The 25,881-nt window shown below is 35.6% G+C and carries 26 protein-coding genes; 19 read left to right on the plus strand and 7 right to left on the minus strand.

Annotated elements, in window-relative coordinates; genetic code table 11:
• Positions 1 to 73: 73 nt before the first annotated feature.
• Complete coding sequence (locus tag G3A47_RS05985; protein ID WP_166921275.1) at positions 74 to 547, minus strand: DUF6252 family protein; 474 nt, start codon at positions 545 to 547, stop codon at positions 74 to 76.
• Between the two features lie 306 nt (positions 548 to 853).
• Here G3A47_RS05985 and G3A47_RS05990 point away from each other — a divergent pair, with 306 nt between their 5' ends.
• A complete protein-coding gene (locus G3A47_RS05990) occupies positions 854 to 1,756 on the plus strand; it encodes a PhzF family phenazine biosynthesis protein (protein WP_166921276.1) in 903 nt (300 codons plus the stop codon).
• Between the two features lie 242 nt (positions 1,757 to 1,998).
• Here G3A47_RS05990 and G3A47_RS05995 read toward each other — a convergent pair whose 3' ends face one another.
• The 4 genes from G3A47_RS05995 to G3A47_RS06010 all read right to left on the minus strand — a co-directional run bounded on the left by G3A47_RS05995 (position 1,999) and on the right by G3A47_RS06010 (position 6,187).
• Positions 1,999 to 3,525: a patatin-like phospholipase family protein gene (locus G3A47_RS05995; protein WP_166921277.1), complete on the minus strand. Its 1,527-nt coding sequence runs from the start codon at positions 3,523 to 3,525 to the stop codon at positions 1,999 to 2,001.
• A gap of 667 nt (positions 3,526 to 4,192) precedes the next feature.
• Positions 4,193 to 5,440, minus strand: a complete 1,248-nt coding sequence (gene pbp4b / locus G3A47_RS06000; protein ID WP_166921278.1) for a penicillin binding protein PBP4B — start codon at positions 5,438 to 5,440, stop codon at positions 4,193 to 4,195.
• Positions 5,441 to 5,646: 206 nt separating this feature from the next.
• The gene (locus G3A47_RS06005; RefSeq protein ID WP_166921279.1) at positions 5,647 to 5,874 is read right to left on the minus strand and encodes a CDGSH iron-sulfur domain-containing protein; all 228 of its coding nucleotides are present in this window, start codon (positions 5,872 to 5,874) and stop codon (positions 5,647 to 5,649) included.
• Between the two features lie 142 nt (positions 5,875 to 6,016).
• Complete coding sequence (locus tag G3A47_RS06010; protein WP_166921280.1) at positions 6,017 to 6,187, minus strand: hypothetical protein; 171 nt, start codon at positions 6,185 to 6,187, stop codon at positions 6,017 to 6,019.
• Positions 6,188 to 6,582: 395 nt separating this feature from the next.
• On the opposite strand from G3A47_RS06010, the gene metG reads away from it, so the two are divergent.
• The 9 genes from metG to G3A47_RS06055 all read left to right on the plus strand — a co-directional run bounded on the left by metG (position 6,583) and on the right by G3A47_RS06055 (position 16,172).
• On the plus strand, positions 6,583 to 8,637 hold the full coding sequence (gene metG, locus G3A47_RS06015) for a methionine--tRNA ligase (protein WP_166921281.1): 2,055 nt from the start codon (positions 6,583 to 6,585) through the stop codon (positions 8,635 to 8,637).
• 235 nt (positions 8,638 to 8,872) lie between these two features.
• Complete coding sequence (locus G3A47_RS06020; RefSeq protein ID WP_166921282.1) at positions 8,873 to 9,148, plus strand: hypothetical protein; 276 nt, start codon at positions 8,873 to 8,875, stop codon at positions 9,146 to 9,148.
• Between the two features lie 382 nt (positions 9,149 to 9,530).
• Complete coding sequence (locus tag G3A47_RS06025; protein WP_243860389.1) at positions 9,531 to 9,770, plus strand: hypothetical protein; 240 nt, start codon at positions 9,531 to 9,533, stop codon at positions 9,768 to 9,770.
• Positions 9,771 to 9,975: 205 nt separating this feature from the next.
• Complete coding sequence (locus tag G3A47_RS06030; RefSeq protein ID WP_166921284.1) at positions 9,976 to 10,860, plus strand: DMT family transporter; 885 nt, start codon at positions 9,976 to 9,978, stop codon at positions 10,858 to 10,860.
• A 207-nt stretch (positions 10,861 to 11,067) separates the two neighbouring features.
• Positions 11,068 to 11,775, plus strand: coding sequence for an HAD family hydrolase (locus G3A47_RS06035; protein WP_166921285.1), 708 nt, complete (start codon positions 11,068 to 11,070; stop codon positions 11,773 to 11,775).
• The gene (locus tag G3A47_RS06040) at positions 11,775 to 12,401 is read left to right on the plus strand and encodes a chloramphenicol acetyltransferase (RefSeq protein ID WP_166921286.1); all 627 of its coding nucleotides are present in this window, start codon (positions 11,775 to 11,777) and stop codon (positions 12,399 to 12,401) included. Before G3A47_RS06035 ends, G3A47_RS06040 begins: the two co-directional genes overlap by 1 nt.
• Positions 12,402 to 12,446: 45 nt before the next feature.
• Complete coding sequence (locus G3A47_RS06045; RefSeq protein ID WP_166921287.1) at positions 12,447 to 13,799, plus strand: hypothetical protein; 1,353 nt, start codon at positions 12,447 to 12,449, stop codon at positions 13,797 to 13,799.
• 423 nt (positions 13,800 to 14,222) lie between these two features.
• Positions 14,223 to 14,741: a ferritin gene (locus G3A47_RS06050; RefSeq protein WP_166921288.1), complete on the plus strand. Its 519-nt coding sequence runs from the start codon at positions 14,223 to 14,225 to the stop codon at positions 14,739 to 14,741.
• Positions 14,742 to 15,479: 738 nt separating this feature from the next.
• Complete coding sequence (locus G3A47_RS06055) at positions 15,480 to 16,172, plus strand: DUF2461 domain-containing protein (protein ID WP_166921289.1); 693 nt, start codon at positions 15,480 to 15,482, stop codon at positions 16,170 to 16,172.
• Positions 16,173 to 16,239: 67 nt separating this feature from the next.
• Here G3A47_RS06055 and G3A47_RS06060 read toward each other — a convergent pair whose 3' ends face one another.
• A complete protein-coding gene (locus G3A47_RS06060) occupies positions 16,240 to 16,563 on the minus strand; it encodes a single-stranded DNA-binding protein (RefSeq protein WP_166921290.1) in 324 nt (107 codons plus the stop codon).
• A gap of 174 nt (positions 16,564 to 16,737) precedes the next feature.
• On the opposite strand from G3A47_RS06060, the gene G3A47_RS06065 reads away from it, so the two are divergent.
• The 4 genes from G3A47_RS06065 to G3A47_RS06080 are packed head-to-tail and all read left to right on the plus strand — an operon-like array spanning position 16,738 to position 21,450.
• Complete coding sequence (locus G3A47_RS06065; protein ID WP_166921291.1) at positions 16,738 to 18,267, plus strand: bifunctional GNAT family N-acetyltransferase/carbon-nitrogen hydrolase family protein; 1,530 nt, start codon at positions 16,738 to 16,740, stop codon at positions 18,265 to 18,267.
• A complete protein-coding gene (locus G3A47_RS06070) occupies positions 18,264 to 18,611 on the plus strand; it encodes a hypothetical protein (protein WP_166921292.1) in 348 nt (115 codons plus the stop codon). The genes G3A47_RS06065 and G3A47_RS06070 overlap by 4 nt, the downstream gene beginning before the upstream one ends.
• 10 nt (positions 18,612 to 18,621) lie before the next feature.
• On the plus strand, positions 18,622 to 21,018 hold the full coding sequence (locus G3A47_RS06075; protein ID WP_166921293.1) for a M28 family peptidase: 2,397 nt from the start codon (positions 18,622 to 18,624) through the stop codon (positions 21,016 to 21,018).
• Positions 21,019 to 21,030: 12 nt separating this feature from the next.
• A complete protein-coding gene (locus tag G3A47_RS06080; protein ID WP_166921294.1) occupies positions 21,031 to 21,450 on the plus strand; it encodes an SRPBCC family protein in 420 nt (139 codons plus the stop codon).
• A 58-nt stretch (positions 21,451 to 21,508) separates the two neighbouring features.
• On the opposite strand, the gene G3A47_RS06085 is transcribed toward G3A47_RS06080, so the two are convergent.
• Positions 21,509 to 21,904, minus strand: a complete 396-nt coding sequence (locus G3A47_RS06085) for a rhodanese-like domain-containing protein (RefSeq protein WP_166921295.1) — start codon at positions 21,902 to 21,904, stop codon at positions 21,509 to 21,511.
• 147 nt (positions 21,905 to 22,051) lie between these two features.
• On the opposite strand from G3A47_RS06085, the gene G3A47_RS06090 reads away from it, so the two are divergent.
• From G3A47_RS06090 to G3A47_RS06110, 5 genes are all read left to right on the plus strand, one after another.
• Entirely contained in the window at positions 22,052 to 22,954 is a 903-nt protein-coding gene (locus G3A47_RS06090) for a LysR family transcriptional regulator (protein ID WP_166921296.1), read from the plus strand.
• On the plus strand, positions 22,939 to 23,388 hold the full coding sequence (locus G3A47_RS06095; protein WP_166921297.1) for a GNAT family N-acetyltransferase: 450 nt from the start codon (positions 22,939 to 22,941) through the stop codon (positions 23,386 to 23,388). Before G3A47_RS06090 ends, G3A47_RS06095 begins: the two co-directional genes overlap by 16 nt.
• Before the next feature lie 17 nt (positions 23,389 to 23,405).
• Complete coding sequence (locus tag G3A47_RS06100; protein ID WP_166921298.1) at positions 23,406 to 24,221, plus strand: NAD(P)H-binding protein; 816 nt, start codon at positions 23,406 to 23,408, stop codon at positions 24,219 to 24,221.
• Positions 24,222 to 24,596: 375 nt separating this feature from the next.
• The gene (locus G3A47_RS06105; RefSeq protein WP_166921299.1) at positions 24,597 to 25,070 is read left to right on the plus strand and encodes a methylated-DNA--[protein]-cysteine S-methyltransferase; all 474 of its coding nucleotides are present in this window, start codon (positions 24,597 to 24,599) and stop codon (positions 25,068 to 25,070) included.
• 95 nt (positions 25,071 to 25,165) lie between these two features.
• Positions 25,166 to 25,879 carry a 3'-5' exonuclease gene (locus tag G3A47_RS06110; RefSeq protein WP_166921300.1) on the plus strand — a complete coding sequence of 238 codons (714 nt, stop codon included), beginning with the start codon at positions 25,166 to 25,168 and terminating at the stop codon, positions 25,877 to 25,879.
• Positions 25,880 to 25,881: the final 2 nt, after the last annotated feature.

Genomic DNA, 25,881 nt, shown 5'->3' on the forward strand with positions numbered 1-25,881 from the left:
GCTTTTAAATAAAAAAACAGCAGTAAACTTTTGCTTACTACTGTTCTATAATTAATTTTTTAAAAAGCTTCTTTTATCTCTCTACCTTAAAGCTACCTTCTGTAACGGTGAATGTTTTATCATTTTGGGTTCCCGAAAAAGTAAAGGTTCCTTCAATTTCATCAGCATTAACTTTAGTAATAGTAATCGTTCCGGATTTTGCATTAGCATTATTAAATTCTGAATTATAAGAAAAAGTTGCCTGATAAGTTGTTTCCATTTCCTTTAAATTATAAACCACAGGGTGGCTTCCTACTGTTGGATTCAATGGCAACCATAAACTAACTTTTTTGTACGTATCGTCACGCCCTTCAGAACCCATTAGATTAATATTTAATGAAGAAAGCAATTCAGGTTCATAAGAATGTGATTTTTCGTTGTATTTGAATTTGATAAATTCTTTTGCATTTACAATTTCTTCCTCTTTTTCATCACTACAAGAAAAAGAAGACAATACTAATGCTAAAACTGCAATAGCAAAAAGTATAATTCTTTTTAAATTTTTCATTTTGGTTTTGTTTTAATTGTCGCAAATATATAATTAATACTACAAGTAAATTGTTAATAGAAATCGTTTTGAATGCAAAAAGTGTTAAAACAAAAATTTTAAAATATTAAAAAGCAGTACTAAAAAACGCAATGCTAAAAATTTAAATTTTCAATTTCAACCAAATGAGACACTTAGTTCAAAATAACAAAAGGAACTTAAGAAATTCAACTTTACTTTGTGGTATTTATGCTACTTTTATAGCTTATTAAAGTAATTCGAATTAATAGTTTCAGCATTCTGTTCATTACTGCAAAAACATCCTTTATGAAAGAAAGAACAACATTAGAGTACTATGTTTTAGATGTATTTTCGAATACAAGTTACAAAGGCAATCCCTTGTCAGTTGTTTTTACAGATGGTGATTTAGAATTAGAAGTGTATCAGAATATTGCTAAGGAATTTGGATATTCTGAGACCTCATTTGTTTATTATTCTACGACGCAAAAAGCTCTTAATGTTCGTTCTTTTACTCCCATTGGTTTTGAGATAGATGGTGCGGGGCACAATTTATTGGGGGCAGTCTGCGGAGCATTATTAAAAAAAATGCCAATATTTCAGGATCAGGACGAGAATCATCGTTTTGTAATTATGAAAGATGCCCCAATTCCGTTAACGGTAAGTTTTGAACCTGTAACCGGAGATCCAATTGTACAAATGCACCAAAAACAAGCTGTGATTAAACATCAGGTTCCAACCTTTAAAATAGCGATTGCACTAGGCTTTAAAATCGAAGATTTAGAAATTGATATGCTGACACCAACTGTCGTACAAACTGAAGTAGCACATGTTATGGTTCCGGTACGAAACAGCCAATTACTCAATGATTGCACTCCGGACAGTAAACTCTTAATCGAAATTTCAAAAGAGCATCAATTCGAAGGATTTTATTGTTTTGCGCTTTCTGATGAAACTCAGGATCACATTGTGGAAGCCCGATTCTTCAATCCCATAATTGGTATAGAAGAAGATCCGGCAACAGGCACGGCAGCAGGGCCTTTGATTGGTTTTCTGATAAAAAACAGGCGTGCACAAGTCAACAAAGAATACAAGATTTTGCAGGGCGTAAAACTAAACCAGTCATCTATTATTGAAGTGATGGGACGTGAAAAAGATATTTTGGTAGGAGGCTCTTCTATTATTACGATGCGAGGTGAACTTTACATCTAAATTAAACCTGTTGGGTGTAGTTGTTTTTTAACACATAGGAACATAGTTCATAGTTTTGAAAACGAGAAAAGGCGTTTCAATTATTTAAAATTTCAATTGTCAGTCTGAGCGAAGTCGAAGACCGCATAGTTTAGCTATGTAATAGAAATGTGTTTCTATTTGTTAAGTATTACTTTTGCGATACGAGCGAAGCAAATTCACGAAGTAATTGCACCCAACAGGTTAAATTGACTTTAAGCCTCTTAACATTCCGTCAACAAATCTTTTAGTTCCTTCGTTTTTAAAAATGCAGCCAGTCGTCCGGCTAACAATAACATTTCTTTCTCTTCGGGTTTTGTTCTTAGTTTTGTTTCTACATGAGAAGCGTATTCATACAACATTAAAACTTCTTCGGCTCCAAAGTCTTTAAACTTTTCCTTGTCTAAGCTTGATAGAATAACCTCTCCGTTATGATCTTTAGCAAAACTATTGGTGCCAAATTTTGCTATTAAATCCGTTTTAAAATCGGTCTGTAGTTTCAACCAGTTGCTGGCTATATCGTCTGTGTTTTTTAATTTAATGACCAAATCTTCATAGGCCTGATCTTTCTTCAGATTCGACAAATAATCACGTAAGGTTGTAAAGCCTATCACCTGATAATTACTAATCGGAATTTTATACTTTTCGAGCACATTTTCGACATCATTTTCAAAAGTAATGTATCGGGTCTGAACGGTATATAAAGAAGCCGTTTCTATTAAAGAGATCAATCCGATTTTCACATCATTTATAAACGGTTCTTTTTTTCCCTGTCCCAGACAATCGATAAAAAGTGCTTTTTTGTTCTTATCTTCTACTTTGGTATCATCATGAAGCAATTCTATTAAGGTCTGATAGCCCATATTATCAGAAGCCCCGCCATCAATCACACATAGTATTTTGTTCTGACCTTTGATTCCGAATTTTGTTTTTGGAAGCACACCCGGAAAAGCAGAACTTGCCGTAATGGCATACGTCAACGGAAAATCGTAACCGTTATTAATTTTATTTTCATTAAGTGAAATCGATGCCTTATTCGGAGCCAAAGAAGAATTTATTTTTAAAGCTCTTATTACATGTGGCATAAACGGAAAACGTTCTCCGTTGTTGTAAGCTGTTCCATTTGCAACCAACATAGGCAACTCCGGATTCTTCAGGCTTTCTTTTGGAATAAAAAAATCGGACAGCAGCATCTGCTTTTTAAATTTCTCAGGGTTTTCTGGATTAGAACTGTCATACTGCAAAACCTCTAAATCTAAACGCTGTGTCATGGATACTTTTTCACCTTTTTCATTTCTGCTGTTATTGAGAAGAGAAAAAACATTTGCTGATTTATTTACATCTGATTTGTAAGCATCTGCTTTAGAGAAATAAAACTCATTAAAACTACAATTGTCATACTGCAATTTGTTTTTTAATATCGTCAAATAATATCCGGCCGAATAACACCCTCCTGAAACCGTTGAAAAATAATCTATTTCACTTAAAAAGTTACGTTGCGAATTGCTTTCTTTTATCTCCTCCAGTCCTAAAAGCACGCCCATACTAAAAAACTGCGCTCTCGATCCGCCTCCGGAAATCCCAACACCTAAAGCAATTTTTGGATTCTGTAATCTGCCGTCACGATCCTGAACCGATTTGTATTCTGTTAAAGCAACCGAAGGAATTGAGTTGTAATTAATTTCTGAAAAAAGATTGATCTTGCTCTGGGCTAATCCTTTGGTTAGAAAAAGAAGAAGAAAAAATAGCAACCGAAGTCTTTTACACAACATATTCCTCAAAATTAAATTGGTTCTTATTCAACATCAAATAATCTCAAAATAAACGAAAGTTCGTAAACAATAAACAATACCGGCAAAACAATATGAAAAACCTTATGTTGAATCTTTAGAGCTACCAGACATAAAACAACATGACTAATGATCCGAAGGTAATATTCACTATCGTTATATAAAAAATAATTCCGCCCTTTTATTACAGTATCAATTGTATCAGCTGCAAAACAGAGTGCCAAAACTGTGAAAAAACAGTTTTTACGCGAATAAAAATACTGTTTATAATCGGTGTGATCAATCAAACTATCCGGATAAAGAATCGCACACAACAAATAGAAAATCAGAATGTAACAAATGATAAAAAAATAATCGGCAAAATACCATTCTTTAATGAGTTTTAAATTAAACTCCCACCACCAAAAGTGTATCAGCAGCAGAAAAACATAAAAAACCCAAAGCGAATGTACAAAATAGATTTTTTTTTGCTTCGGAAACTGTATAAAAACTACAGACCCCTTTATAAGATGAGTTAAACTTAAACCAAGGACAATCCCAATAATCGATTTAATATGCATTAATTCTTCCATAGGTGACGATATGCTATTTTATTCCTAAAAACCATTTAAAAACAAAAAATCTTTTCCTAGTCTGATTGGTTAAAAACATTCCGTTTTTTCTTTTTCTCTTGTTCAGAAATAAGTCCCCCGTAAAAAAGCTGTATCGTTCCTCCATAAAGAGCAGTAGGCAGTAAGTCGCCTTCAAACCGGTCCAGATTAAGAGTAGGAACTACCGGTGTATGCTTTTTGTTAGTTAGAATAATCACAATTGAATTATGCAGAAAATCAATTACAAAACAATTCCCTGTCCAACCCGTATGCGCAAATGCATGACCGGCTTCTGGAAGTAATAACCCATAGATAAGATGTGTTGCAGCTGTCGGAATCTGAAATCCCAATGCATACGTTTTATCTGTATTAAACGTAGTAAGAAATAAATCTACGGTCTGCTGCGAACAGAGTTTAAAAGTACCATGCTTTCCCCCATTTAATACTAACTGACACAAAACAGAAAGATCATCGGCAGTAGAGAATAATCCAGCATGACCCGATATTTGACCCATAGAATAATAAGCAAATTCGTCATGAACCTCCCCTTGTATTGTTTGCGTTCTAATATTAGGAAACGAAACCCTGCCGTCTCTTGTATTTCCGCATCTTTCGGTTGCTTCAAATCTGTCTTGCGGAATCCCTTCACAACGAAGAATATATCCGGTATTTTTTAATCCTAAAGGCTCATAAATGTTCTTTTTAACAAAATCATCTTGTCTTGTTCCCGTGACTTTTTCTATAATAATGCCCAGTAAAGCAAACCCAATATCACTATACACTGTTACAGTGCCCGGTTTATTTGCCAAAGGAACCAACGGCAATAGGGTTATCGTTTTTTCACGAGATTGAGAATAAAAGTCGGGATGATGATCGGGATCATAAAAGTGAAAACTGGATGGCAAGCCCGAATTATGTTGCAAAACTTGTTTTATAGTAACCTCATTTTTATCTCCACCAGTAAATTCAGGAAGATATTTAGATATTTTATCCTCAATACACAAAACCTTATCTTCCACTAATTTCATATAAGAGAATGTTGTCGAAAAAATCTTAGTCAAGGATGCCAGATCAAATATCGTATCTGTCTTCATGGGCTCAGGATTTGACATCAGTTCCTTTTCATCATATATTCTCTGATATCCGTAATTCTTTTGAAAAATCTTCTCTTGATTTAGAATAGCAGTAAAAACGGTACCTGGTAACCCGTTATTGACAGAAAATCTAATTTCATTATCTATTTTTTCTATCCATTCGTGCGGATAATTGTTTTCCTTCTCTTTCATAGCTCATCATTTTAATCCTTTCACAAGTTAGGTTTGTGATTTGTAAATATCCCTGATGAATTTATAAAACCTTCTGTTTTTTTTATAATCGAGTTCCGATTAAGTAAGAATACAGGCATAATCGTTCGAAAAAATCAAGGCATAAAAAAAACCGCATTAGTAATGCAGTTTTCTCTATATTTTAAATAACCTAAAAAGCCAAATTCTTAATTCGTCTTCATTGGTGGTAAATCGAATGCGATTGAATCGTGTTCGAAATTATTACGGTGTCCTCCGTCGCAAAATGGTTTGTTTGCAGATAATCCGCAACGGCATAAACCCAATGCACTTCTTCCTTGTAATCCGTATACTGTTCCTTCTGAATCTGTTATTTCGAAATCGCCTTCTATCTTGATAGAACCGTTTTTATTGATGGTTAATTTAGTCTTGCTCATAAAATTGCTTTGCTTTTTTTCAGCAAAGGTTGCAAAATATATTGCGAAGGATTTGCATCAATATGCGCTTTTTTAGTTCGAAACAGCTAGTTTAAATTAAGTCTATTTAAACGAAGGTTTTCTCGCTTTGGCTACCACCCATTTATTGGTCACCTAACTCATCCTCCTTCTTTTTCTGATTCATTTTTGCCACTAAAGCTTTCAGTCGTAAGGCTCTTTCTCTTTTTTCCTCCTGAAGTTTAGCCTTTTTCCGATTTAGTAATTTGGTATGTAAAGCTTTGTTTTTGGTATTTTTTTCGGGTCCTTTTGCCATGATTCGCAACGGTATTAATTACGTTGCAAATATAAGCAAATCAATACTTATGATGATCTCGTATTCGGGTTTCTCGCCAAATCGCGAAGCCGCGAAGTTTTTTTGCACGCAGATTTGGCAGATTCTGCTGATTTTTTTGCTTTATTATTTTGATAAAAACAATCTCCTAAATCTGCAAAATCTGCATGAGAAATTTTCTCGCCAAGTCGCAAAAACGCAAAGAAAAAAACTTAAAACTTAGCGACTTCGCTACTTTGCGAGAAACAAAAAAGCATAATATTTTAAAAAAAACTCCGCGAATTTGCGTGAGAAAATTTGCGAATCTCCGTGAAACCCAACCAGCATACTAAAATCTCGATTCTATTGCTTATTTTTGCACCCAATAAAACTGAGTTATGATACAGAATCCAAAAAGATATACCATTACAGCTGCATTGCCTTATACTAACGGACCTATACATATTGGGCATTTGGCGGGGGTTTACGTGCCAGCAGATATTTATTCGAGATATTTACGTTTGCAAGGAAAAGATGTTGCTTTTATTTGTGGAAGTGATGAACACGGTGTTGCCATTTCGATGAAAGCCAAAAAAGAAGGAGTTACACCACAAGAAGTTATTGATAAATATGACGGAATTATCAGAAAATCATTTGCTGATTTCGGAATCTCATTTGATAATTATTCCAGAACTTCGGCTAAAATTCATCATGATACCGCTTCGGAATTTTTTAGAAAACTGTATGATAAAGGCGATTTTATTGAAGAAGTAACCGAGCAATTGTACGATGCCAAAGCCAATCAGTTTTTGGCAGATCGTTTTGTAGTTGGAACTTGCCCGAAATGTGGTAACGAAGAAGCCTACGGAGATCAGTGTGAAAAATGCGGATCGACGTTGAATGCTACCGATTTGATCAATCCAAAATCGACAATTACCGGAGAAACTCCGATTTTAAAATCTACAAAACACTGGTTTTTACCTTTAGACCGATATACTGAATTCTTGCAGGAATGGATTTTAGTTGGACATAAAAACGACTGGAAACCGAATGTGTACGGACAAGTTAAATCCTGGGTTGATGGCGGATTAGAGCCTCGTGCTGTAACACGCGACCTTGACTGGGGAATTGATGTTCCGGTTGAAGGTGCTGAAGGCAAAAAATTATACGTTTGGTTTGATGCCCCTATCGGGTACATTTCGTCTACTAAAGAATGGGCAGCCCGTGAAGGAAAAGACTGGGAACCGTATTGGAAAGATGAAGACACCAAATTGGTTCACTTTATCGGAAAAGACAATATCGTTTTTCACTGTATCATTTTCCCTGCGATGCTTAAAGCCGAAGGCAGCTATATTTTACCGGACAATGTGCCTGCAAATGAGTTTTTGAATCTGGAAGGAAACAAACTTTCGACTTCAAAAAACTGGGCAGTTTGGTTACACGAATACTTAGAAGAATTCCCTGAGAAACAAGACGTTTTGCGTTATGCATTGACTTCTAACGCTCCGGAAACAAAAGATAATGATTTTACCTGGAAAGATTTTCAGGCGAGAAACAACAATGAATTAGTTGCTATTTTCGGAAACTTCATTAACCGTGTAGTTGTTTTAACAAACAAATATTACGACGGATTTATTCCGACACCAAATGAATTTACAGAAGTTGACGAAGCAGCCTTAGCAGAATTAAAAGCCTATCCGGCAGTAATTTCGAGTTCGGTTGAGCGTTACAGATTCCGTGAAGCTTTGGGTGAATTAATGAATGTGGCTCGTTTAGGAAATAAATATTTAGCAGATGAAGAGCCTTGGAAAGTAATGAAAGACAATCCGGAGCGTGTAAAAACTCAAATGTATGTAGCCTTGCAAATCGCAGCTGCTTTGAGCGTTTTGGCTGAGCCGTTTTTGCCTTTTACAGCAAATAAATTGTCTAAAATTTTAAAAATAGATAACCTCAATTGGAATTTGGAATTTAATGATTGGAATTTATTCCCATTGGGTCACCAAATTGGAGAGGCAGAATTGCTTTTCGCTAAAATCGAAGACGAAGAAATACAAAAACAAATAGACAAATTGGAAGCAACAAAAACTGCCAATAGCGCCGAAAACAAGAAAGCAGAACCTCAAAAAGAATTGATTCAGTTTGAAGATTTTGCCAAAATGGATATTCGTGTGGGAACTATCCTTGAAGCCGAAAAAATGCCAAAAGCCAACAAGCTTTTAGTTCTTAAAGTAGACACAGGAATTGACGTTCGCACCATTGTTTCGGGAATCGCAGAAAGCTTTACTCCCGAAGAAGTGATCGGAAAACGTGTTTCTGTTCTGGCCAACTTAGCGCCAAGAGCCTTGCGTGGTGTAGAAAGTCAAGGAATGATCCTGATGACTACCAATGCAGAAGGAAAACTGGTATTCATTAACCCGGATGCTGATGCTCCGAATGGTGAAACGGTAAACTAGATCTCTACAAATATAAATTACGAAAGAATTTTCTTTCTTTTTAAAGGTTTTAATCGATTTATCTTAGTACGTTTGTGCTGACAAAATATTTGAGATTTTTCGATAAAATTTATTAAAAATCAACTTAAGCGAACCCTCGTCATGGTGAAGGAGCAGGAAACTGCCCATAAATCTATTTCTCGGAATATTTTGTCACACCTAAAGCGGGGGTTTCGTGCGTTTAATATTTTCGATTATGACAAAAGAAAATCAAAAACCAACACACCACAATGTAATGCCATCTGTGGCCAATTTCCTCTCAGACCTTTGGTTTGAAGGAGAATTTAGAAAACAACCGGAACAGCTGTCCGAAATTTTCGAGGCTATTCTGCAAACCGAAATCGGCAACAACCTCGATCTTCGGACAAAAATGATGAACTGCATCAGAACCAGTAAAATGCTGACCAAAGCACTCGACCCTTTTTCGGATAAACAAATCGAAAAGGCTTGTTTTAGGGTTAGTAAGGCTTAACAGTAATGTTTTGGAACGCGTGGAGTACTTTATTGATTTCACGCGTTTTGTAAACCTGACAGGTTTTAAAAACCTGTCAGGTTTATAGGTTAGTAATTGTTCCTCCGATGTAGCAGTGCATAAAAAAACGTTATTTTGTCATTCCGAGGTACGAGGAATCACATTAGTAGCTCGACAAATGTTGGCGGTACTCTTTACGGAGTTTCGTGTGTGATTTCTCCTGTGTCGAAATGACAACATGAACAAATTAAGCAGCAATTTGTCATTCCGAAGAATGAGGAATTGCAACAGTAAACCCGTCAGGTTTACAAATAATCCAAATCAATTTAAAGCATTCTAGAAATAAATCTTTAAATTTGGGTATAAAAGATAGGTTATGGACATGACTGCACAAATAAAAAAAAATCTGATCTCAAGAATTAAAGATTCTGACGATTTGAATTTTCTCAATGCTCTTCAAACTATATTTGATTCGTCTGAGCAAGCTCTTTTTCAATTATCATCTGAACAAAACACAACAATCGAAAATGGGCGAAACGAAATCAAAAAGAGCAATTCTCATACTAATGATGAAGTAATTTCAGAAATGCGGGAATGGTTATCTAATCTTCCTTCAAATTAGGAAACACTAGTAATTAGACAATTTACTTCAAACAAAATTGCCTACAATATTTCTCTAAAAACATATCTGATTTTTTACGAGATCAACCACAATCAAATAGAAATTATCTCGTTTTGGGATAACCGACAAGACAATCAAAACAAAAAAATAAAATAATCTAATTCCAATTGTTTAAGCGTTCCTCACTAAGCTTAGAATACTTCAAATGAAAATCACCAAACCCAGATTAGCATTAATAGGTGGAATACTTTGTATTTCGATCTTCCCGATATTGGTAAAATTACGCTTAGCTCCGGGATTAATTTCGGCATTTTACCGCATGTTTTTTGCAGTTACGTTGCTTTTGCCTTATGTGCTTTTTAGTAAAAACTTTAAACTGCCCACTTTACGATTTACCCTTTTAGCAGCACTTTGCGGTATTTTGTTTGCCTCAGATGTTGCGGTTTGGAATATCGCCATTCAGGATTCGAGTGCTACACAAGCTTCATTGCTGACCAATTTATCTCCGCTATGGGTAGGAATTGGCTCTTTTTTCTTTTTGAATACAAAACCCGCAACCAATTTCTGGATCGGAACGGTTGTTGCCTTATTTGGAATGGTAACCTTGGTTGGTTTTGGCTTTTTTATGGAACTAAATTTTGATCATGCTTTCCTGTTTGCAGTGCTATCCGGAATCTTATACTCGATCTATCTTTTACTTAGTAAAAATGTACTTTCAGAGGTCGATGTTTTATCGTTTATGACCATCAGTTTATTTGCTTCCAGTATTTATTTGGGAATCCTTTGTTATGCTTTAAACGAACCTTTTACAGGATTCTCCAACACGGGCTGGTTTGTATTGGTGCTCCAAGCGGTAATTTGCCAATTGTGTGCCTGGCTTTCTATTAGTTATGCCACGCAACATATGCGTGCGACAAGGGTTTCGTTAAGTTTATTGAGTCAGGCGGTAATTACTTCGATATTAGCTTGGTTGTTTTTAGAAGAACAAATAACTTTACAAATGGTTTTCGGCGGAATCATTTTGCTCTTCGGAATCAGGATCACGTTTTACGATAAGACCATTTCGTTGAAAAAGCTTTTTTCTAAGTAATGTTATTGAAGTTCTGGCGCTAAAAGTAGCACGCGGATTTCGACAGATTCTTTTTTAAATTTGAATTAAAAGTTACGTGAGAAGTTTGCACGCAGCTTTTGCAAATCAAGCAGATTATTAAAAAAATCTTCGAAATCATTTTAATCTGTGGCAAAACCTGAAACCTGAAACAAAGAAAACCTGAAACTAAAAAAAACATCTCTCTATATGTTACACAAAAACAAAATTCCAAATTTAAAAGTAATCGCATTTGATGCGGATGACACCTTGTTTGTAAACGAACCTTACTTTCAGGAAACAGAACATAAATTCTGTGCTTTGATGGAAGATTACCTTTCGCATCAAGGCATTTCGCAGGAATTGTTTAAAATCGAAATTCAGAATTTACCTTTATACGGTTATGGAATCAAAGGGTATATCCTTTCGATGATTGAAGCCGCGATGATTATTTCAAACAATACCATTCCGGTTGAAGTAATTCAAAAAATCATTCAATATGGAAAAGAATTACTCGAAAAACCAATCGAACTCCTTGACGGAATCGAAGAAACTTTAGAAGCCTTGCATGGCAAATACAAATTGGTTGTTGCCACAAAAGGTGACCTGAAAGACCAGCACAGCAAATTGCATCGTTCAGGATTAGGTCATTATTTTCACCATATCGAAGTAATGTCAGACAAACAACAAATAGATTACGAGAAGTTATTAGGTCGTTTAGACATTGAAGCGCATGAATTTCTGATGATCGGGAACTCTCTAAAATCAGATGTTTTGCCTGTTTTAGAGATTGGTGGTTATGCCGTTCATATTCCGTTTCACACTACTTGGGAGCACGAAAAAATCAATCATAAAGTAGAACATCAACATTTTAGCTCTTTCGAAAAAATAACCGAAGTGCTTAACAATTTACTATAATGAAAACACTTTTAGCCCTGGAAAATTGGAACAGAAAAGAGCATTTCGCTCATTTCAAACAAATGGAAGAGCCTTTTTTTGGTGCCACCGTAGAGATTGACTGTACCAAAGCCTATCAAACTGCCAAAAGTCTCAATGCTTCTTTTTTTATTTATTACCTGCATAAAACCTTGGTAGCCGTAAATGCAATCGAGAATTTCAGATATCGAATTTCAGAAGATAAAATCTACATCTACGATCAAATTGATGCTTCGGCAACAATTGGTCGTGAAGATGGTACTTTCGGATTTTCTTTAATGGAATACAATCCCGATTTCAGAATTTTTGAACAAAATGCTTTAGCAGAAGTCAAACGAATCCAGAACACAACCGGGCTTTTTACACGTGAATTCAAAGACGATAATATACATTTTTCGGCAATCCCGTGGTTAAATTTTACCTCGCTGACTCACGCCCGCAGTTTTACCTATCCGGACAGTTGCCCTAAAGTTTCCTTTGGAAAAATGATGACCGCAGAAAACGGTAAAAGAACCATTTCGATGGCAGTATACGTGCATCATGGTTTAATGGATGGTTTACATCTAAGTCAGTTTGTCGATTATTTTCAGGAGTTAATGAATTCCTAAACCCGTTTTAATCCGTGATTCTGAATTGATTTTATTCTAAAAAATATGAAAAAAATAGCACTGCTTTTAGCCGTAATGTACAATTCTATACTGTTAAGTCAGACGGTATTGGCTTCTTATCCGTTAGAATTAAAAAAGATTAGGGAAGACGATCAGATTTTAAACTTCGAAAACTCCGTGACACACGAAGTATTTGTCTTTGTGGCCTCTCAGGGAATTTTTAAGATTTTAAAGTACAATAGTGCCCTATTCCTACGAGATCAATTTACCGGCGCGATGACGCAATATCAAGACAGATTGTTGATGGGATACAGTTTAGCCGAAGACGGAAATCCAAGTTTGTATTGGTACTCAGAAGAGTTGAAAGATATTATAATCGTCAAATATTATTTTGAAGATAAAACGGTCAAGGCTCTGAAATTTAACTACCCTGCATCTATGCAGCCTATTGTTACGCAATATCAAAAAAACAATGCTTTTAATTTACTGACGCAACATAAAACAGAACCAAAACTAATTCTTTACGTCTTCAGGAATGGAACCGTGGAAGAAAAGGTGCTTGATTTTTCTCCCTTTAGCTTCACAGACAGAAAAACACAATCCAGAACATTCAATCAGATTCTTGCTCAAAACCCAATTGAAAAGATGGAACCCGGTGAGTACAATCCTTTGTTTAAAACTATCAGTAAAACCAAAATGTATTTGCTAACCGATCGTATACTACTGACCTTAGACCAGAATGCTAAAAAGACACAATTGTTTGACATTAATCTGAATACTCTTGATATAACAGAAAAAAATTTCCTGCAACCAATTGCCCAAAAGCCGTCCAGATCTTCCAATTCGTATTATCACGAGAACAGATTGTTTCAGATCAACACAAACGTAGATGAATTTTTGTTTGATATAAAAGATCTTGATTCACAAGAGGCACTAAAAAGTATTGCCGTTTCAAAAAATGACACCATCCGTTTTAAAAATTCCCCTTTATTAATCCAAAGAGACCATTATAGTCCAAAAGAATTAAAAAATACGGCTAAATTTCTCCAACATCTTTCTGATTTAGATATTGGATTATCGGTCTTTAAAAATAAAAAGAATCTGTTTATTACTTTTGGAGGCATCAGTAAACCAACTTATCAAAGTTTTGATGGTGTTTTTTATCCGGATCTTCAAACCAAAACTGTATTCTTTGAAAGTATCTGGGACAAAAAACTCGGACTTACCACAGAACAACAGCAACCTCTTGCTGCCGATAAAATTAATTTATATTTAGAAAGACATGATGAAGTAGCATTTCAAAGTGTAATGAAGTTTAAAGACTATAGCATTCTGGGCTATTTAGATACCGATACTAAAGAATACAAGATGCTTAAATTTACGGATGGCTATAATTAATTCAAGTGTGAGACGTGAGTTGTGAGATGCTGAATATGGTACTTTTTGCTTGTCATAAGAAAAAAACTTACCAGCGCAATACTACAAGTAGAATAATCAATTAAACCGAATTTTTTACTTTCCGGACTATTCTACTCATTAAGAATTGACTGCCGTAAACAAAACTGCCCACTTTCCGAACTTACATTTTACATTTCACATCTGGTAACTTGAACTGATTTTCGCAGAAATGAAAACAATTTGTAAAGTTTTTCCACTGTTATTTATTTCTCAAAACCAGCGCTCTACTTCCAAAAATAGCATCATTTAAATCCAAATAAGTTGATTTCATTGTATTTAGTCTGAATCTGAATTAATTCTTACAAGAGATAATCAGGTTCTTAATTGCCTAAAATTATCTAACTTTACAAAAAAATCAAGATTATGTTATCAAAAAATATAGAAGCAGCACTGAACAAGCAAATCAGAATTGAAGCCGAATCTTCACAAACTTACCTTTCAATGGCTTGTTGGGCAGAGGTACACGGATTAGAAGGAATTGCTCAATTTATGTACGCACAATCAGATGAAGAACGCGCACACATGCTTAAATTAGTAAAGTATGTAAACGAACGTGGCGGACATTCACAAATTACAGATCTTAAAGAGCCTAAAACAAGTTATTCTACTTTTAAGGAAATGTTTGAGACTCTTTACAACCATGAAATTTTTGTATCAGAATCTATCAACGAATTGGTACATATTACTTTTGCAGAAAAAGATTATGCAACACATAATTTCTTACAATGGTACGTATCTGAACAAATCGAAGAAGAGGCTACTGCCAAATCTATTCTGGATAAAATTAATTTAATTGGCGACGACAAAGGTGGTCTTTACTTGTTTGATCGTGACATTCAGCAATTAACGGTTACGAGCTCAATCGCTATTAACCCAAAATAAAAAAGTTAAAGTTTATTTAGAATATATAAAAATAACTTTTATTCGTTTATATTTGCCTCGGTTTTATAATTGAGAGGCACCGTGAGCAAGAAAGAGAAGGTTAAAGACAAAAAAAAGGATAAAAAGAAGAAGAAAAAACTTGAAATCCTTGACAAGATTAAAAAACTCGAAAACTGCAAATCCAGCTGTTGCGAGAAATTTAAAAAGAGTGAAAAGAAACGTTGCTCTCGTTGTCCTATGTTTGACTTAATCAAAAAGACGGCTTAAAATATATAGAAAAACCCATCAGCAATCTGATGGGTTTTTTAGTTCAAATAAAAGTCAGCAAATGATTTTTAGGATCAATTGCAGATTACGCAAAAAGTGTTTATGCTCCTGTTGATTCGATATTTGCTCGCAAAGGCTAAGAGTTTTTTGCACGCAGATCAGGCAGATTTAGCAGATATTTTTAGTTTGCTATTTCGATAAAAACAATCTGTTACCCGAGCGATAGCGAACAAGCGAAGCAAATCTCCGTGAAAAAATTTCGCTTCGAACATAGGAGCCGCCAAAACGCTAAGCAAATAAATACCAAATGTTCCCCTGAGCGAAGTCGAAGGGCTTTACACCCTAAAATGGCTTCGACTTCACTCAGACTGACAATTGGAAACTTCTGAATTACTACAGCACCTCATCAATTTAACTTTTTTTAAATTATCTTTAGCTTTAAAAGCCTAATAACGACGCCACAATTTAATCATGAAAGATCACATTACTATTCCCAAATCCAGTCTTGATTTTTTGAACGAACTCAAAGCAAACAATAACAAACCTTGGTTTGAAACACATAAGACAACCTATCTCAAAGAATTAAATCATATCGAAAACTTTGCAGGCGCTTTGCTGCAAGAGCTCTCCAAAACCGATGTTTTAGAAACGGCTTCGGGGAAAAAAAGTGTATACCGAATTTACCGAGATATTCGTTTTTCTAAAGACAAAACTCCTTTCAAAGGTTTTTGGGGCGGTAGTTTTACCAGAGCAACAAGTGAAAGACGTGGTGGTTATTATTTTCATCTCGAACAAGGAAACAGTTTTCTCGCAGGTGGTTTTTGGGGTCCAAATGCTGCAGATTTAAAACGAGTAAGAAGCGAATTTGCTCACGATCCTGAACCTTTTAGAAAAATACTGCAATCCCAATCTTTTATCAGCACATTCGGAACTTTACAAGGCGAACAGCTAAAAACAGCACCAAAAGGATTTGACAGCACTCATGAATCTATCGACTTACTTCGCTACAAACAGTTTTTACTTATTAAGCGATTTACAGATCAGGAAGTACTGAGTCCTCTCTTTTTAGAGCAGGCATTAGACACCTTCAAGAACATGAGACCCTTTTTTGATTATATGAGTGAAGTACTTACGACCGATATAAACGGTACTTCTATTTTATAAAATTCAAAACTGACAAACCCGACAGGTTTTTAAAAACCTGTCGGGTTATATTAAACTGAAGTAAACCTTACTTCTTCAAAAACAAAATCTCGTTGACCACTACTTCGGTGACATATTTCTTTTCACCGTTTTTATCATCATAACTTCTGTGAGTGAGCTTCCCTTCAACGGCAACTTCTTTTCCTTTTACGACATATTTTTCAATAAGTTCTGCTGTTTTTCCCCAAGCCGTAATGCGATGCCACTCTGTTTGTTCTACTTTTTCTCCCTTATCATTAGTGTAGTTTTCATTTGTCGCAATGTTTAGATGGGCTAACTTTTTTCCGTTTTCTAGTGTTTTAATTTCCGGATCGTTTCCTACGTTCCCAATTAACTGTACTCTGTTTCTCATGGCGTATAGTATTTAAATGTTAGTGTAAATGAATTCGTCTATCAAACTCAACAGGGCAAAGATGCGACTGTACTCAAAAGTTATTCGGTTGAAAATCATTTACTTTCGGTTGTAAATATTTGTAAGCGTTTGCAAATGGAAATATTTTCGTATATTTGAGAAAAGCCTTACGATATGCAAACACAAATCAACAAAGTTGAATTGCGAAATTTGGAATTTGACGACTACAAACAATTGAAAAATTCAATGGTAGAATCATATCCGGAGATGGCCAATTCGTATTGGAGATCTGCTGATATTGAAAGACTACTTTCTATATTCCCAGAAGGTCAATTAGTTATTCTCGCCGATGGTGTCGTTGTAGGATCAGCCTTGTCCTTAATCGTTGATGAGAAACTGGTTGATAAAAGACATAACTACAACCAGGTTCATGGCAATTATACTTTCTCTACTCATAATCCAAATGGAGAAATCTTGTATGGTATAGATGTTTTCATCCATCCGCAATATCGTGGTCTGCGTTTGGGCCGTCGTTTGTACGATGCCCGTAAGGAGCTTTGTGAACAACTGAATTTAAAAGCTATTGTTTTTGCAGGAAGGATTCCGCATTATGCGCAACATGCCAAAAAACTCACTCCAAAAAACTATATCGATAAGGTAAAACACAAAGAATTACACGATCCGGTGTTATCCTTTCAGCTCAGTAATGATTTTCATGTTTTGCGCATCATCAAAAACTATTTAGAAGGCGACGAAGAATCCAAAGAATTTGCGGTGCTTTTAGAGTGGAACAATGTTTATTACGACGAAAGTCCAAAACTTATTAATCTCGAAAAAAGTGTTATTCGTTTGGGATTAATTCAATGGCAAATGCGTCAACTCAACAATGTGGAAGCTTTGTTTGAGCAGGCCGAATTTTTTATTGATGTGGTCTCCGGTTACGGAAGTGATTTTGCTTTATTCCCGGAACTTTTTATTGCGCCTTTAATGGCCGATTACAATCATTTATCAGAAGCAGAGGCGATTCGTGAGCTTGCCCGTTACTCTGATCCGATCAGAAAACGTTTTCAGGAATTTGCTATCTCCTACAACATCAATATCATTACCGGTAGCATGCCGTATTTAGATAATGGTAATTTGTACAATGTTGGCTTTTTATGCAAACGAGACGGATCATCAGAAATATATACCAAGATTCACGTTACTCCAAACGAAGTACAGCATTGGGGGATGAAAGGCGGATCTCAATTTAAAACCTTTGATACCGACTGTGGCAAAATTGGAATCCTGATTTGCTATGATGTAGAGTTCCCGGAACTTTCAAGAATTATGGCAAACGAAGGAATGAATATTTTATTTGTTCCCTTTCTGACAGATACTCAAAATGCTTACACCCGTGTAAAACACTGTTCACAAGCCCGGGCAATAGAAAATGAATGTTATGTAGCCATTGCAGGCTGTGTAGGCAATCTGCCAAAAGTAAACAATATGGATATTCAATATGCCCAAGCTTCAGTATTTACTCCCTCAGATTTTGCTTTTCCAAGTAATGGCATAAAAGCAGAAGCGACCCCAAATACAGAAATGACTTTAATTGTAGATGTTGATTTGAATTTACTAAAAGAACTCCATGAGCACGGAAGCGTACGAATCTTAAAAGACAGGAGAAATGATTTATATGAAATTAAAAAGTTAGATCCATGAAGACATGCCTCGAATGTTCCGAAAAAATTGTAGGTCGTGAAGACAAGAAATTCTGCTCAGACAGCTGTCGAAATGCATACAACAATAAAATCAATAAAGACAGTACTAATTTCATGCGAAATGTAAATAATAAACTGCGCAAAAATTACCGTATTTTGTCTGAACTGAATACCGAAGGAAAATCAAAAGCAAGAAAAGAGAAAATGTTGAACAAAGGCTTTGATTTTGATTTTTTTACTAATATTTTGCAGACCAAAACGGGAAACACTTATTATTTTCTATACGACCAAGGTTATCGCCCTCTAGACAATGATTATTATATGCTCGTGAAAAAAGAAATTTAGTATATTCAACATGAAAAAAAATCCTACTTCAATACTAGCCTTTCTATGCGTCATAGCCATTCTGGCCGTTATATACGCCACAATGATGCCCCAATGGATTTCTAAAAACGAAGAAGCTCTTGCAGAATTCTCAACCGAACGCGCACTAAATCAAGTCAAAATCATAGCCCAAAAACCCCATTATGTAGGCTCGACAAATCATGAATTAGTTGCCAATTATCTTAAACTTGAGCTTAATCGAATTGGTTTGGAAACAACAATTCAGGAAGGATTCACACTTAATGACAGAGGTCTTCTGGTAAAATCTAAGAATATTCTTGCCCGGATAAAAGGAACAGACAATTCAAAAGCACTTTTATTGCTTTCTCATTATGACAGCGCACCACATTCCTTCTCTAAAGGAGCAAGTGATGACGCTTCGGGTGTTGCCACCATTCTTGAAGGTGTACGTGCATTCTTATATGCAAAAAAACCACATAAAAACGATATTATCATTCTCTTTTCTGATGCCGAAGAATTAGGTTTAAATGGTGCCGCCCTTTTTGTAAATCAACATCCTTGGGCAAAAGAAGTGGGCTTAGTTTTAAATTTTGAAGCCAGAGGCTCTTCGGGTCCAAGTTATATGTTAATGGAAACCAATAAAGGGAATGAAGCATTGGTAAAAGAATTTGCAAATGCAAAAACAAAATTTCCGGTCTCCAATTCACTCATGTACAGCATTTACAAAATGCTTCCAAACGACACCGATTTAACTGTTTTCAGAGAACAGGGAAACATTCAGGGACTTAACTTTGCCTTTATTGACGGTCATTTTAACTACCACACCCAACAAGATGACGTTCAGCATCTAAACAAAAACACACTGGCACATCAGGGAACCTATTTAATGCCATTGTTAGACCATTTTTCTAATATAAATCTCAATGCAACAACTGCAACAGAGGATAATGTTTATTTTACCGTTCCCTTTGGCTTTTTTATCAGCTATCCATTTTCATGGGTCGCTCCAATGACTTTCATTGCCTTAGGATTATTAGTTCTCTTTATTTTTATTGGAAAAGCAAAACGTGTAATCACCTTCAGAGAAATATTCAGAGGATTTGTTCCGCTATTAGGCTCTATCATAATTTCGGGATTGGTTACTTTTTTAGGGTGGAAAATTCTTTTACAGATTTACCCGCAATACAATGACCTACTAAATGGATTTACTTATAACGGACATGCTTACATCGGAGCTTTTGTAACACTAAGTATTGCTATTTGTTTTGCTTTTTATCATCATTTTTCCGAATCAAAAATCACAATGAACCATTTTGTGGCACCGCTGTTACTATGGATAATCATCAATGCTTTTCTAGCCAATAGTCTCACAGGAGCCGGTTTTCTAATTATTCCGGTTTACTTTGGAATCCTTTTATTTGGAATTTTTGTAATTACTCAACATTATAGTTTAGGCTTAAACTTATTATTCAGTATCCCTGCATTGGCTATTATTGCTCCTTTTATTGTAATGTTCCCCGTTGGTTTGGGATTGAAAATACTTTATGGAAGCGCTATTCTCACTGTATTACTTTTCGGGCTATTACTCCCGCTATTTGGTGCGTTTTTCAAAAAAGGAGTTTGGACCATATTACTTTTCATCGTGTCAATCAGCTTTTTTGTATACGCCGGTATCAATTCAGGTTACGAAAACGGAAAAGCAAAATCAAACAGTTTGCTGTATGTTTATAATGCGAACACAAACTCAGCACTGTGGACCACTTATGACACGAACTTAGACGATTGGACTAAAACGTATCTGGGACAAACCAACCATAAAGCTGTGGGTTTAAACACACTGCCAATTACCAGTAAATACAGCACAGGTTTTACCTACAGTGCAATTGCTCCTGTTGTAGCTGTTCCGAAACCAACTATCGCATTCCTAAAAGACAGTGTAGTTGGAAACAACCGATATTTAAAAATAAAAATTACACCCAACAGGAAAGTAAATCGATACGATATTTATGCCAACACCAGAATGACGTTTTACAACTTTAAAGCAAATGGTGTTTCGACTTCCGGACAAAAAGGAAACCGTTTAGAACGTTATGACAGTAAGGTATTGTGTTATTATGTTGTAGGTAACGAACCTCTTGTTTTAGAATTCAACATCAACAAATCATCTGTTTTTGATATGGATTTGATTGAAAGCTCATTTGATTTAATGACCAATCCGTTGTTTACAATTAAACAAAGAAGTGACTGGATGATGCCTACCCCTTTTGTTCTGAATGATGCCGTTTTAGTACAACAAAAGATAAAAAGATACACAGCTCCCGTAAATGTTCCTGTTGCCCCAATTCCGGCAAAAGACAGTACACTTGTTTCAAAAGACAGTTTAAAATCAGTTGTTCAACCAAAATAAACAGAAAGTTTTATGGCCACAAACATTTCAACAATCGTCTTTAACGCGCCAATAGAAAAAGTTTGGGCTGCTCTAACACTGCCTGCACTTGTAAAACAGTGGCAATACCAAAGTGATCTAATCACAGACTGGGAAATAGGCAGCGAAATCCGATTTAGAAATGAATGGGACGGACAGGTTTTTCAGCAATGGGGAACCATTCTGGAGATTATTCATCATAAAAAAATCAAGTATTCTTTGTTTTTTCCGAAACCGGGATTAGAAGACAAACCGGAGAACTATTTTCTTATGACCTATCTTTTAACCCCGGAAGATCAGAAAGTCAGACTTGAAATTATTCAGGATGACCATCGTGAGGGTGCCGTTCAGGAAGAACCTCAAGGCGATGAAAGTCCAATTTTACAGAGTTTAAAAGCGGTAGTCGAATCTTAATCGATATTCTAAAAATACAAAAGGGCAGATTTTAATTTAAAAATCTGCCCTTTTTCGTTTAACAGGCGCATTCAATTTTCAGTCCTGCTTTTACTCCATTACTGCCCTCGGTGGCATAACCGTCAAATTTCCACCATTCGATACCGCCGATCAGTTCTTTTACTTTAAAACCTAATTTTGTCATATTTAAAGCTCCTCGTGTAGAGGCATTACAGCCAATACCATCACAATAGGTTACGTACAGAACTTCCTTATCCAGATGTTTCGTATTCTCTACTGTCATTTCACGATGCGGAATATTGATTGCTGTCGGAATATGTTCCGCTTCAAAACCAAATGTTTTTCTGGCATCAATTACGACTACTTTTTCTCCGTTATTCAAAGCTTCAAACAAATCGGACGGATCCATTTCGTAGGCTAGTTTATTTTCATAATGTTTAATTTGTGCTTCCATTTTACTATTCGTTTTAGTGATTTATTTTTTCAAAAGTACTCGAACATCAAACACCATAAAAACGAAAAGAATTCATCAATTTGATTACTTTTATTCATGAAAAAGCCATCCTAAAATTTTGTTTCTTTACATACAAATTCTCTAAAAATGGAAATACGTCATTTAAGACTGATAAAAGCGATCGTAGAAGAAGGAAGCATCACCAAAGCAATTGACAAGCTCCATCTGACACAATCTGCTTTGAGTCATCAACTTAAAGAAGCCGAGTATCAATTGGGCACGCCTGTCTTTTCCAGAATCAATAAAAAACTGGTTCTGACCAAGGCTGGTGAAAAGATGTATCAGATCGCTAATGAAATTCTGGACAAACTTTCTCAAACCGAAATACAAATCAAACAGATGGTTTTTGGAGAATATGGCGAAATCCGCATTAGCACCGAATGTTTTTCGAGCTATCATTGGTTGCCACCCGTACTAAAACAATTTCATCTTTTATATCCGAATGTGGAATTAAAGATTGTTACTGAAGCAACCCACATTCCGTTACAAAAATTATTGGATAACACCATTGATATTGCCATCGTAAGCGATCAGATAAAAGACAATAATATTAAATACCTCGAGCTTTTTCAGGATGAAGTGGTAATGGCTGTTTCTGAAAATCATGCCTGGGCCAATAAAAAATATGTTGTTGCCGAAGATTTTATAAATGAACATCTACTGATTCATTCCCTTCCGATGGAAACGGTTACGATTCATCAATTTATTCTGGCTCCCGCCAAAGTAGTTCCTAAAAAAATCACCCCCTTGCCTCTAACGGAAGCTTCATTAGAAATGGTCAAAGCCGATATGGGCGTTATGTCAATGGCAAAATGGGCATTAGTGCCCCATCTAAAAACCAGCCCGATCAAAGCCATTAAAATTGGCAAAAACGGTTTAAAAAGAAAACACTATATTGCCATTCGGGAAAAAGAGAATTATCCTGATTACTTTCATCATTTCATTAGCTTTTTACAAACCGAAATCAATCTTCAATGGAATATTCAATAAGAAAATGCGAACTTAAAGATCTGCCCAAATTGATCCTTTTATGTCAAAAACATGCCGAATATGAGAGAACCGATTATTCCGACTTCGGAAAAGAAGAAGCTCTACAAAAAGCTTTATTTAGAGAAAACCCAAAACTAAATTGTTTGGTGGTGGCGACTAACGAAACTATCGTTGGTTACGCTTCCTATACCTTTGACTATTCTACCTGGGATGCTGCTGATTTCCTCTATATGGATTGTTTATTTTTGGAAGAGGAAGTACGAGGTTTTGGAATCGGCGAACAATTGATCGACAGACTTAAGCAAATTGCTATTGAAAAAGGATGTGCCAGTATGCAATGGCAAACACCCCATTTTAACGAAAGGGCAATCAAATTCTACAACAGAATTGGTGGAAAAGGGAAAGAAAAAGTTCGTTTTACGCTACCTTTATAGTCGAATAAAAATCATAAATGACACAAATTAGTATATTAGGCTGTGGTTGGCTGGGCTTGCCTTTGGCGAAAAGACTAATCGCAAAAGGAACCCGGATAAACGGATCAACGACTACTGAAAGCAAACTTTCAATTTTGGAAAATGCAGGAATAAATGCGTTTTTGGTTTCAATTGAAAGTGACGATATTTCAGAAATTATTATTCCTTTTCTAGACAAAAGCGATGTTTTAATTATTGACATTCCACCAAAATTACGGGCAGAAAATCAGGATTCTGAGCAGCAAATCTTTGTAGAAAAAATAAAAAATCTGATTTCGTTTATAGAAAAGTCTGCCGTAAAAAAAATACTTTTTGTGAGTTCAACTTCTGTTTACGGAAATGAAAATAGCACCATTACCGAAGAAACAAATCCAAATCCGGATACCGAAAGCGGGAAACAATTGCTTTTGGCGGAAGCTCTTTTACAAAACAATCCAAATTTCGAAACTACGATTCTACGTTTTGGAGGACTCCTTGGCGAAGATCGTCAGCCTGTAAATTTTCTTGCGGGAAAAGAAAACATAGCAAATCCGGATGCCCCCGTTAATCTGATTCATCAACAGGATTGTATTGGAGTGATAGAAGAAATACTAAACCGCTCTAAATGGAACGAAGTTTTCAATGCTGTTGCACCCTTCCATCCTACCCGTGAAGACTATTACACCAAAAAAGCAATCAATTTAAACTTAGCTTTACCACGATTCAGCTCGGAGCAATCAGATATCAGGAAAATCATTTCGAGTGAGAAGGTCGAAACGGTATTAAATTATACCTTTAAGCTGGAAAATTATTAACGTCACTTTTTAAACCATATAAGTGATGTGAGTTCATATTATATTGGTCGTGTGATTTATTAGATGTAATATGTTAGATGTGATCAGTTAGCGACAATTCTTAAAAACGGTGCTTAAAAAATAAATTTTAGTCATAAAAAACCATTCCCGTGACATAATCAAACTATGAGAATTTAAACAAGTGAAACGCCTTTTTCCGTTTTCAAATCTATCTCTATGTGTTAAAAAATAATCCTCACAATAAACAGAACAAAGCTTAAAATGAACTCACATCACTTATATGTTTCAAATATTATAGTTCAAATAAAAAAACTTTGCGAACTTTGCGATTAACACAAGCAAAAAAATCCTTGCGCGCTTTGCGGTTAAACTAAAATGGAACAAACAGCCTACATACAATCTCCTCTCGGAATCACTACAATTGTAGGTGATGAAAACGGCATTTCTGTTATTTCAGTAACAAAAGAGGGGCAGCTTTCTGCTGAAATACCTGAAGTATTGCAAGAAGCTGTTCAACAATTACAAGAGTATTTTGAAGGCAAAAGAATTGATTTCACTTTAAAACTAAATCCAAAAGGAACAGAGTTTCAACAAAAAGTCTGGAAATCATTACTCGAAATTCCATATGGAAAAACGGTAAGTTATATGGATCAGACTAAAAAACTGGGAGATGTAAAAGCAATTCGCGCAGTTGCATCGGCAAATGGCAAAAATCCACTTTGGATTGTAGTTCCTTGTCACCGCGTTATCGGTACAGATGGATCACTTACCGGTTACGCAGGAGAGATCTGGCGCAAAAAATGGCTTTTGGAACATGAAAATCCGGTTAAACAACAAAGTTTGTTTTAGTCTCCTGTAAAAACAGTAAGAATTTTACGCATATTTGCAAACAGACTCGAATTGTAAAAGTCTACTAATCTAATAGCTAAGAAGTTTCAAAAGGAATGATTGAAAAAATAAACCTTAACAACATTTTGTTTCTGGACATAGAAACCGTTCCCGAACAAGAGAACTTTAATGCTCTTGATTCTGAGATGCAATCCTTATGGGATCACAAAACCCAATACCAGCGAAAAGACGATTTCTCTCCCGAGGAATTTTATGAACGTGCCGGTATTTGGGCCGAATTTGGTAAAATTGTTTGTATTTCGGTTGGCTTTTTTATCATTAAAGGAGATATTCGAAATTTTAGAGTGACTTCCTTTTTTGGAGAGGAAAAGAAAATACTTCATGATTTCAATAACCTGCTCAACAATCATTTTAACGGACCACAACATCTTTTGTGTGGACATAATGCCAAAGAATTTGATATTCCGTTTATTGCACGACGTATGATTATCAATCAGATTGCCATTCCGAACAAACTTAACTTATTCGGGAAAAAACCTTGGGAAATCCCACATCTGGATACCTTAGAGTTATGGAAATTTGGTGATTATAAACATTTTACCTCTCTAAAATTACTGACCAAAATCCTTGGCATCCCTTCTCCAAAAGGCGATATAGACGGAAGTCAGGTTGCTCATGTTTTTTATGTAGAGAAAGATATTGACCGCATTGTAACCTATTGCGAAAAAGACACCATTGCCGTTGCTCAAATTTTCCTGCGTTTACGCCGTGAAGATTTATTGATTGATGATGAGATTATTCATGTGTAGCT

This window comes from Flavobacterium poyangense, assembly GCF_011751075.1.
Classification (GTDB): domain Bacteria; phylum Bacteroidota; class Bacteroidia; order Flavobacteriales; family Flavobacteriaceae; genus Flavobacterium; species Flavobacterium poyangense.

Coding starts and splice junctions, on each gene's coding strand:
- G3A47_RS06010 (WP_166921280.1), bottom strand. CDS start 6,187: ATGGCAAAAGGACCCGAAAAAAATACCAAAAACAAAGCTTTACATACC.
- G3A47_RS06060 (WP_166921290.1), bottom strand. CDS start 16,563: ATGAGAAACAGAGTACAGTTAATTGGGAACGTAGGAAACGATCCGGAA.
- pbp4b (WP_166921278.1), bottom strand. CDS start 5,440: ATGAAAGAGAAGGAAAACAATTATCCGCACGAATGGATAGAAAAAATA.
- G3A47_RS05985 (WP_166921275.1), bottom strand. CDS start 547: ATGAAAAATTTAAAAAGAATTATACTTTTTGCTATTGCAGTTTTAGCA.
- G3A47_RS06095 (WP_166921297.1), top strand. CDS start 22,939: ATGGAATATTCAATAAGAAAATGCGAACTTAAAGATCTGCCCAAATTG.
- G3A47_RS06035 (WP_166921285.1), top strand. CDS start 11,068: ATGTTACACAAAAACAAAATTCCAAATTTAAAAGTAATCGCATTTGAT.
- G3A47_RS06075 (WP_166921293.1), top strand. CDS start 18,622: ATGAAAAAAAATCCTACTTCAATACTAGCCTTTCTATGCGTCATAGCC.
- G3A47_RS06105 (WP_166921299.1), top strand. CDS start 24,597: ATGGAACAAACAGCCTACATACAATCTCCTCTCGGAATCACTACAATT.
- G3A47_RS06025 (WP_243860389.1), top strand. CDS start 9,531: ATGACTGCACAAATAAAAAAAAATCTGATCTCAAGAATTAAAGATTCT.
- G3A47_RS06085 (WP_166921295.1), bottom strand. CDS start 21,904: ATGGAAGCACAAATTAAACATTATGAAAATAAACTAGCCTACGAAATG.
- G3A47_RS06040 (WP_166921286.1), top strand. CDS start 11,775: ATGAAAACACTTTTAGCCCTGGAAAATTGGAACAGAAAAGAGCATTTC.
- G3A47_RS06100 (WP_166921298.1), top strand. CDS start 23,406: ATGACACAAATTAGTATATTAGGCTGTGGTTGGCTGGGCTTGCCTTTG.
- G3A47_RS06080 (WP_166921294.1), top strand. CDS start 21,031: ATGGCCACAAACATTTCAACAATCGTCTTTAACGCGCCAATAGAAAAA.
- G3A47_RS06070 (WP_166921292.1), top strand. CDS start 18,264: ATGAAGACATGCCTCGAATGTTCCGAAAAAATTGTAGGTCGTGAAGAC.
- G3A47_RS06045 (WP_166921287.1), top strand. CDS start 12,447: ATGAAAAAAATAGCACTGCTTTTAGCCGTAATGTACAATTCTATACTG.
- G3A47_RS06030 (WP_166921284.1), top strand. CDS start 9,976: ATGAAAATCACCAAACCCAGATTAGCATTAATAGGTGGAATACTTTGT.
- G3A47_RS06020 (WP_166921282.1), top strand. CDS start 8,873: ATGACAAAAGAAAATCAAAAACCAACACACCACAATGTAATGCCATCT.
- G3A47_RS05990 (WP_166921276.1), top strand. CDS start 854: ATGAAAGAAAGAACAACATTAGAGTACTATGTTTTAGATGTATTTTCG.
- G3A47_RS06005 (WP_166921279.1), bottom strand. CDS start 5,874: ATGAGCAAGACTAAATTAACCATCAATAAAAACGGTTCTATCAAGATA.
- G3A47_RS06110 (WP_166921300.1), top strand. CDS start 25,166: ATGATTGAAAAAATAAACCTTAACAACATTTTGTTTCTGGACATAGAA.
- G3A47_RS06065 (WP_166921291.1), top strand. CDS start 16,738: ATGCAAACACAAATCAACAAAGTTGAATTGCGAAATTTGGAATTTGAC.
- G3A47_RS06055 (WP_166921289.1), top strand. CDS start 15,480: ATGAAAGATCACATTACTATTCCCAAATCCAGTCTTGATTTTTTGAAC.
- G3A47_RS06050 (WP_166921288.1), top strand. CDS start 14,223: ATGTTATCAAAAAATATAGAAGCAGCACTGAACAAGCAAATCAGAATT.
- G3A47_RS06090 (WP_166921296.1), top strand. CDS start 22,052: ATGGAAATACGTCATTTAAGACTGATAAAAGCGATCGTAGAAGAAGGA.
- metG (WP_166921281.1), top strand. CDS start 6,583: ATGATACAGAATCCAAAAAGATATACCATTACAGCTGCATTGCCTTAT.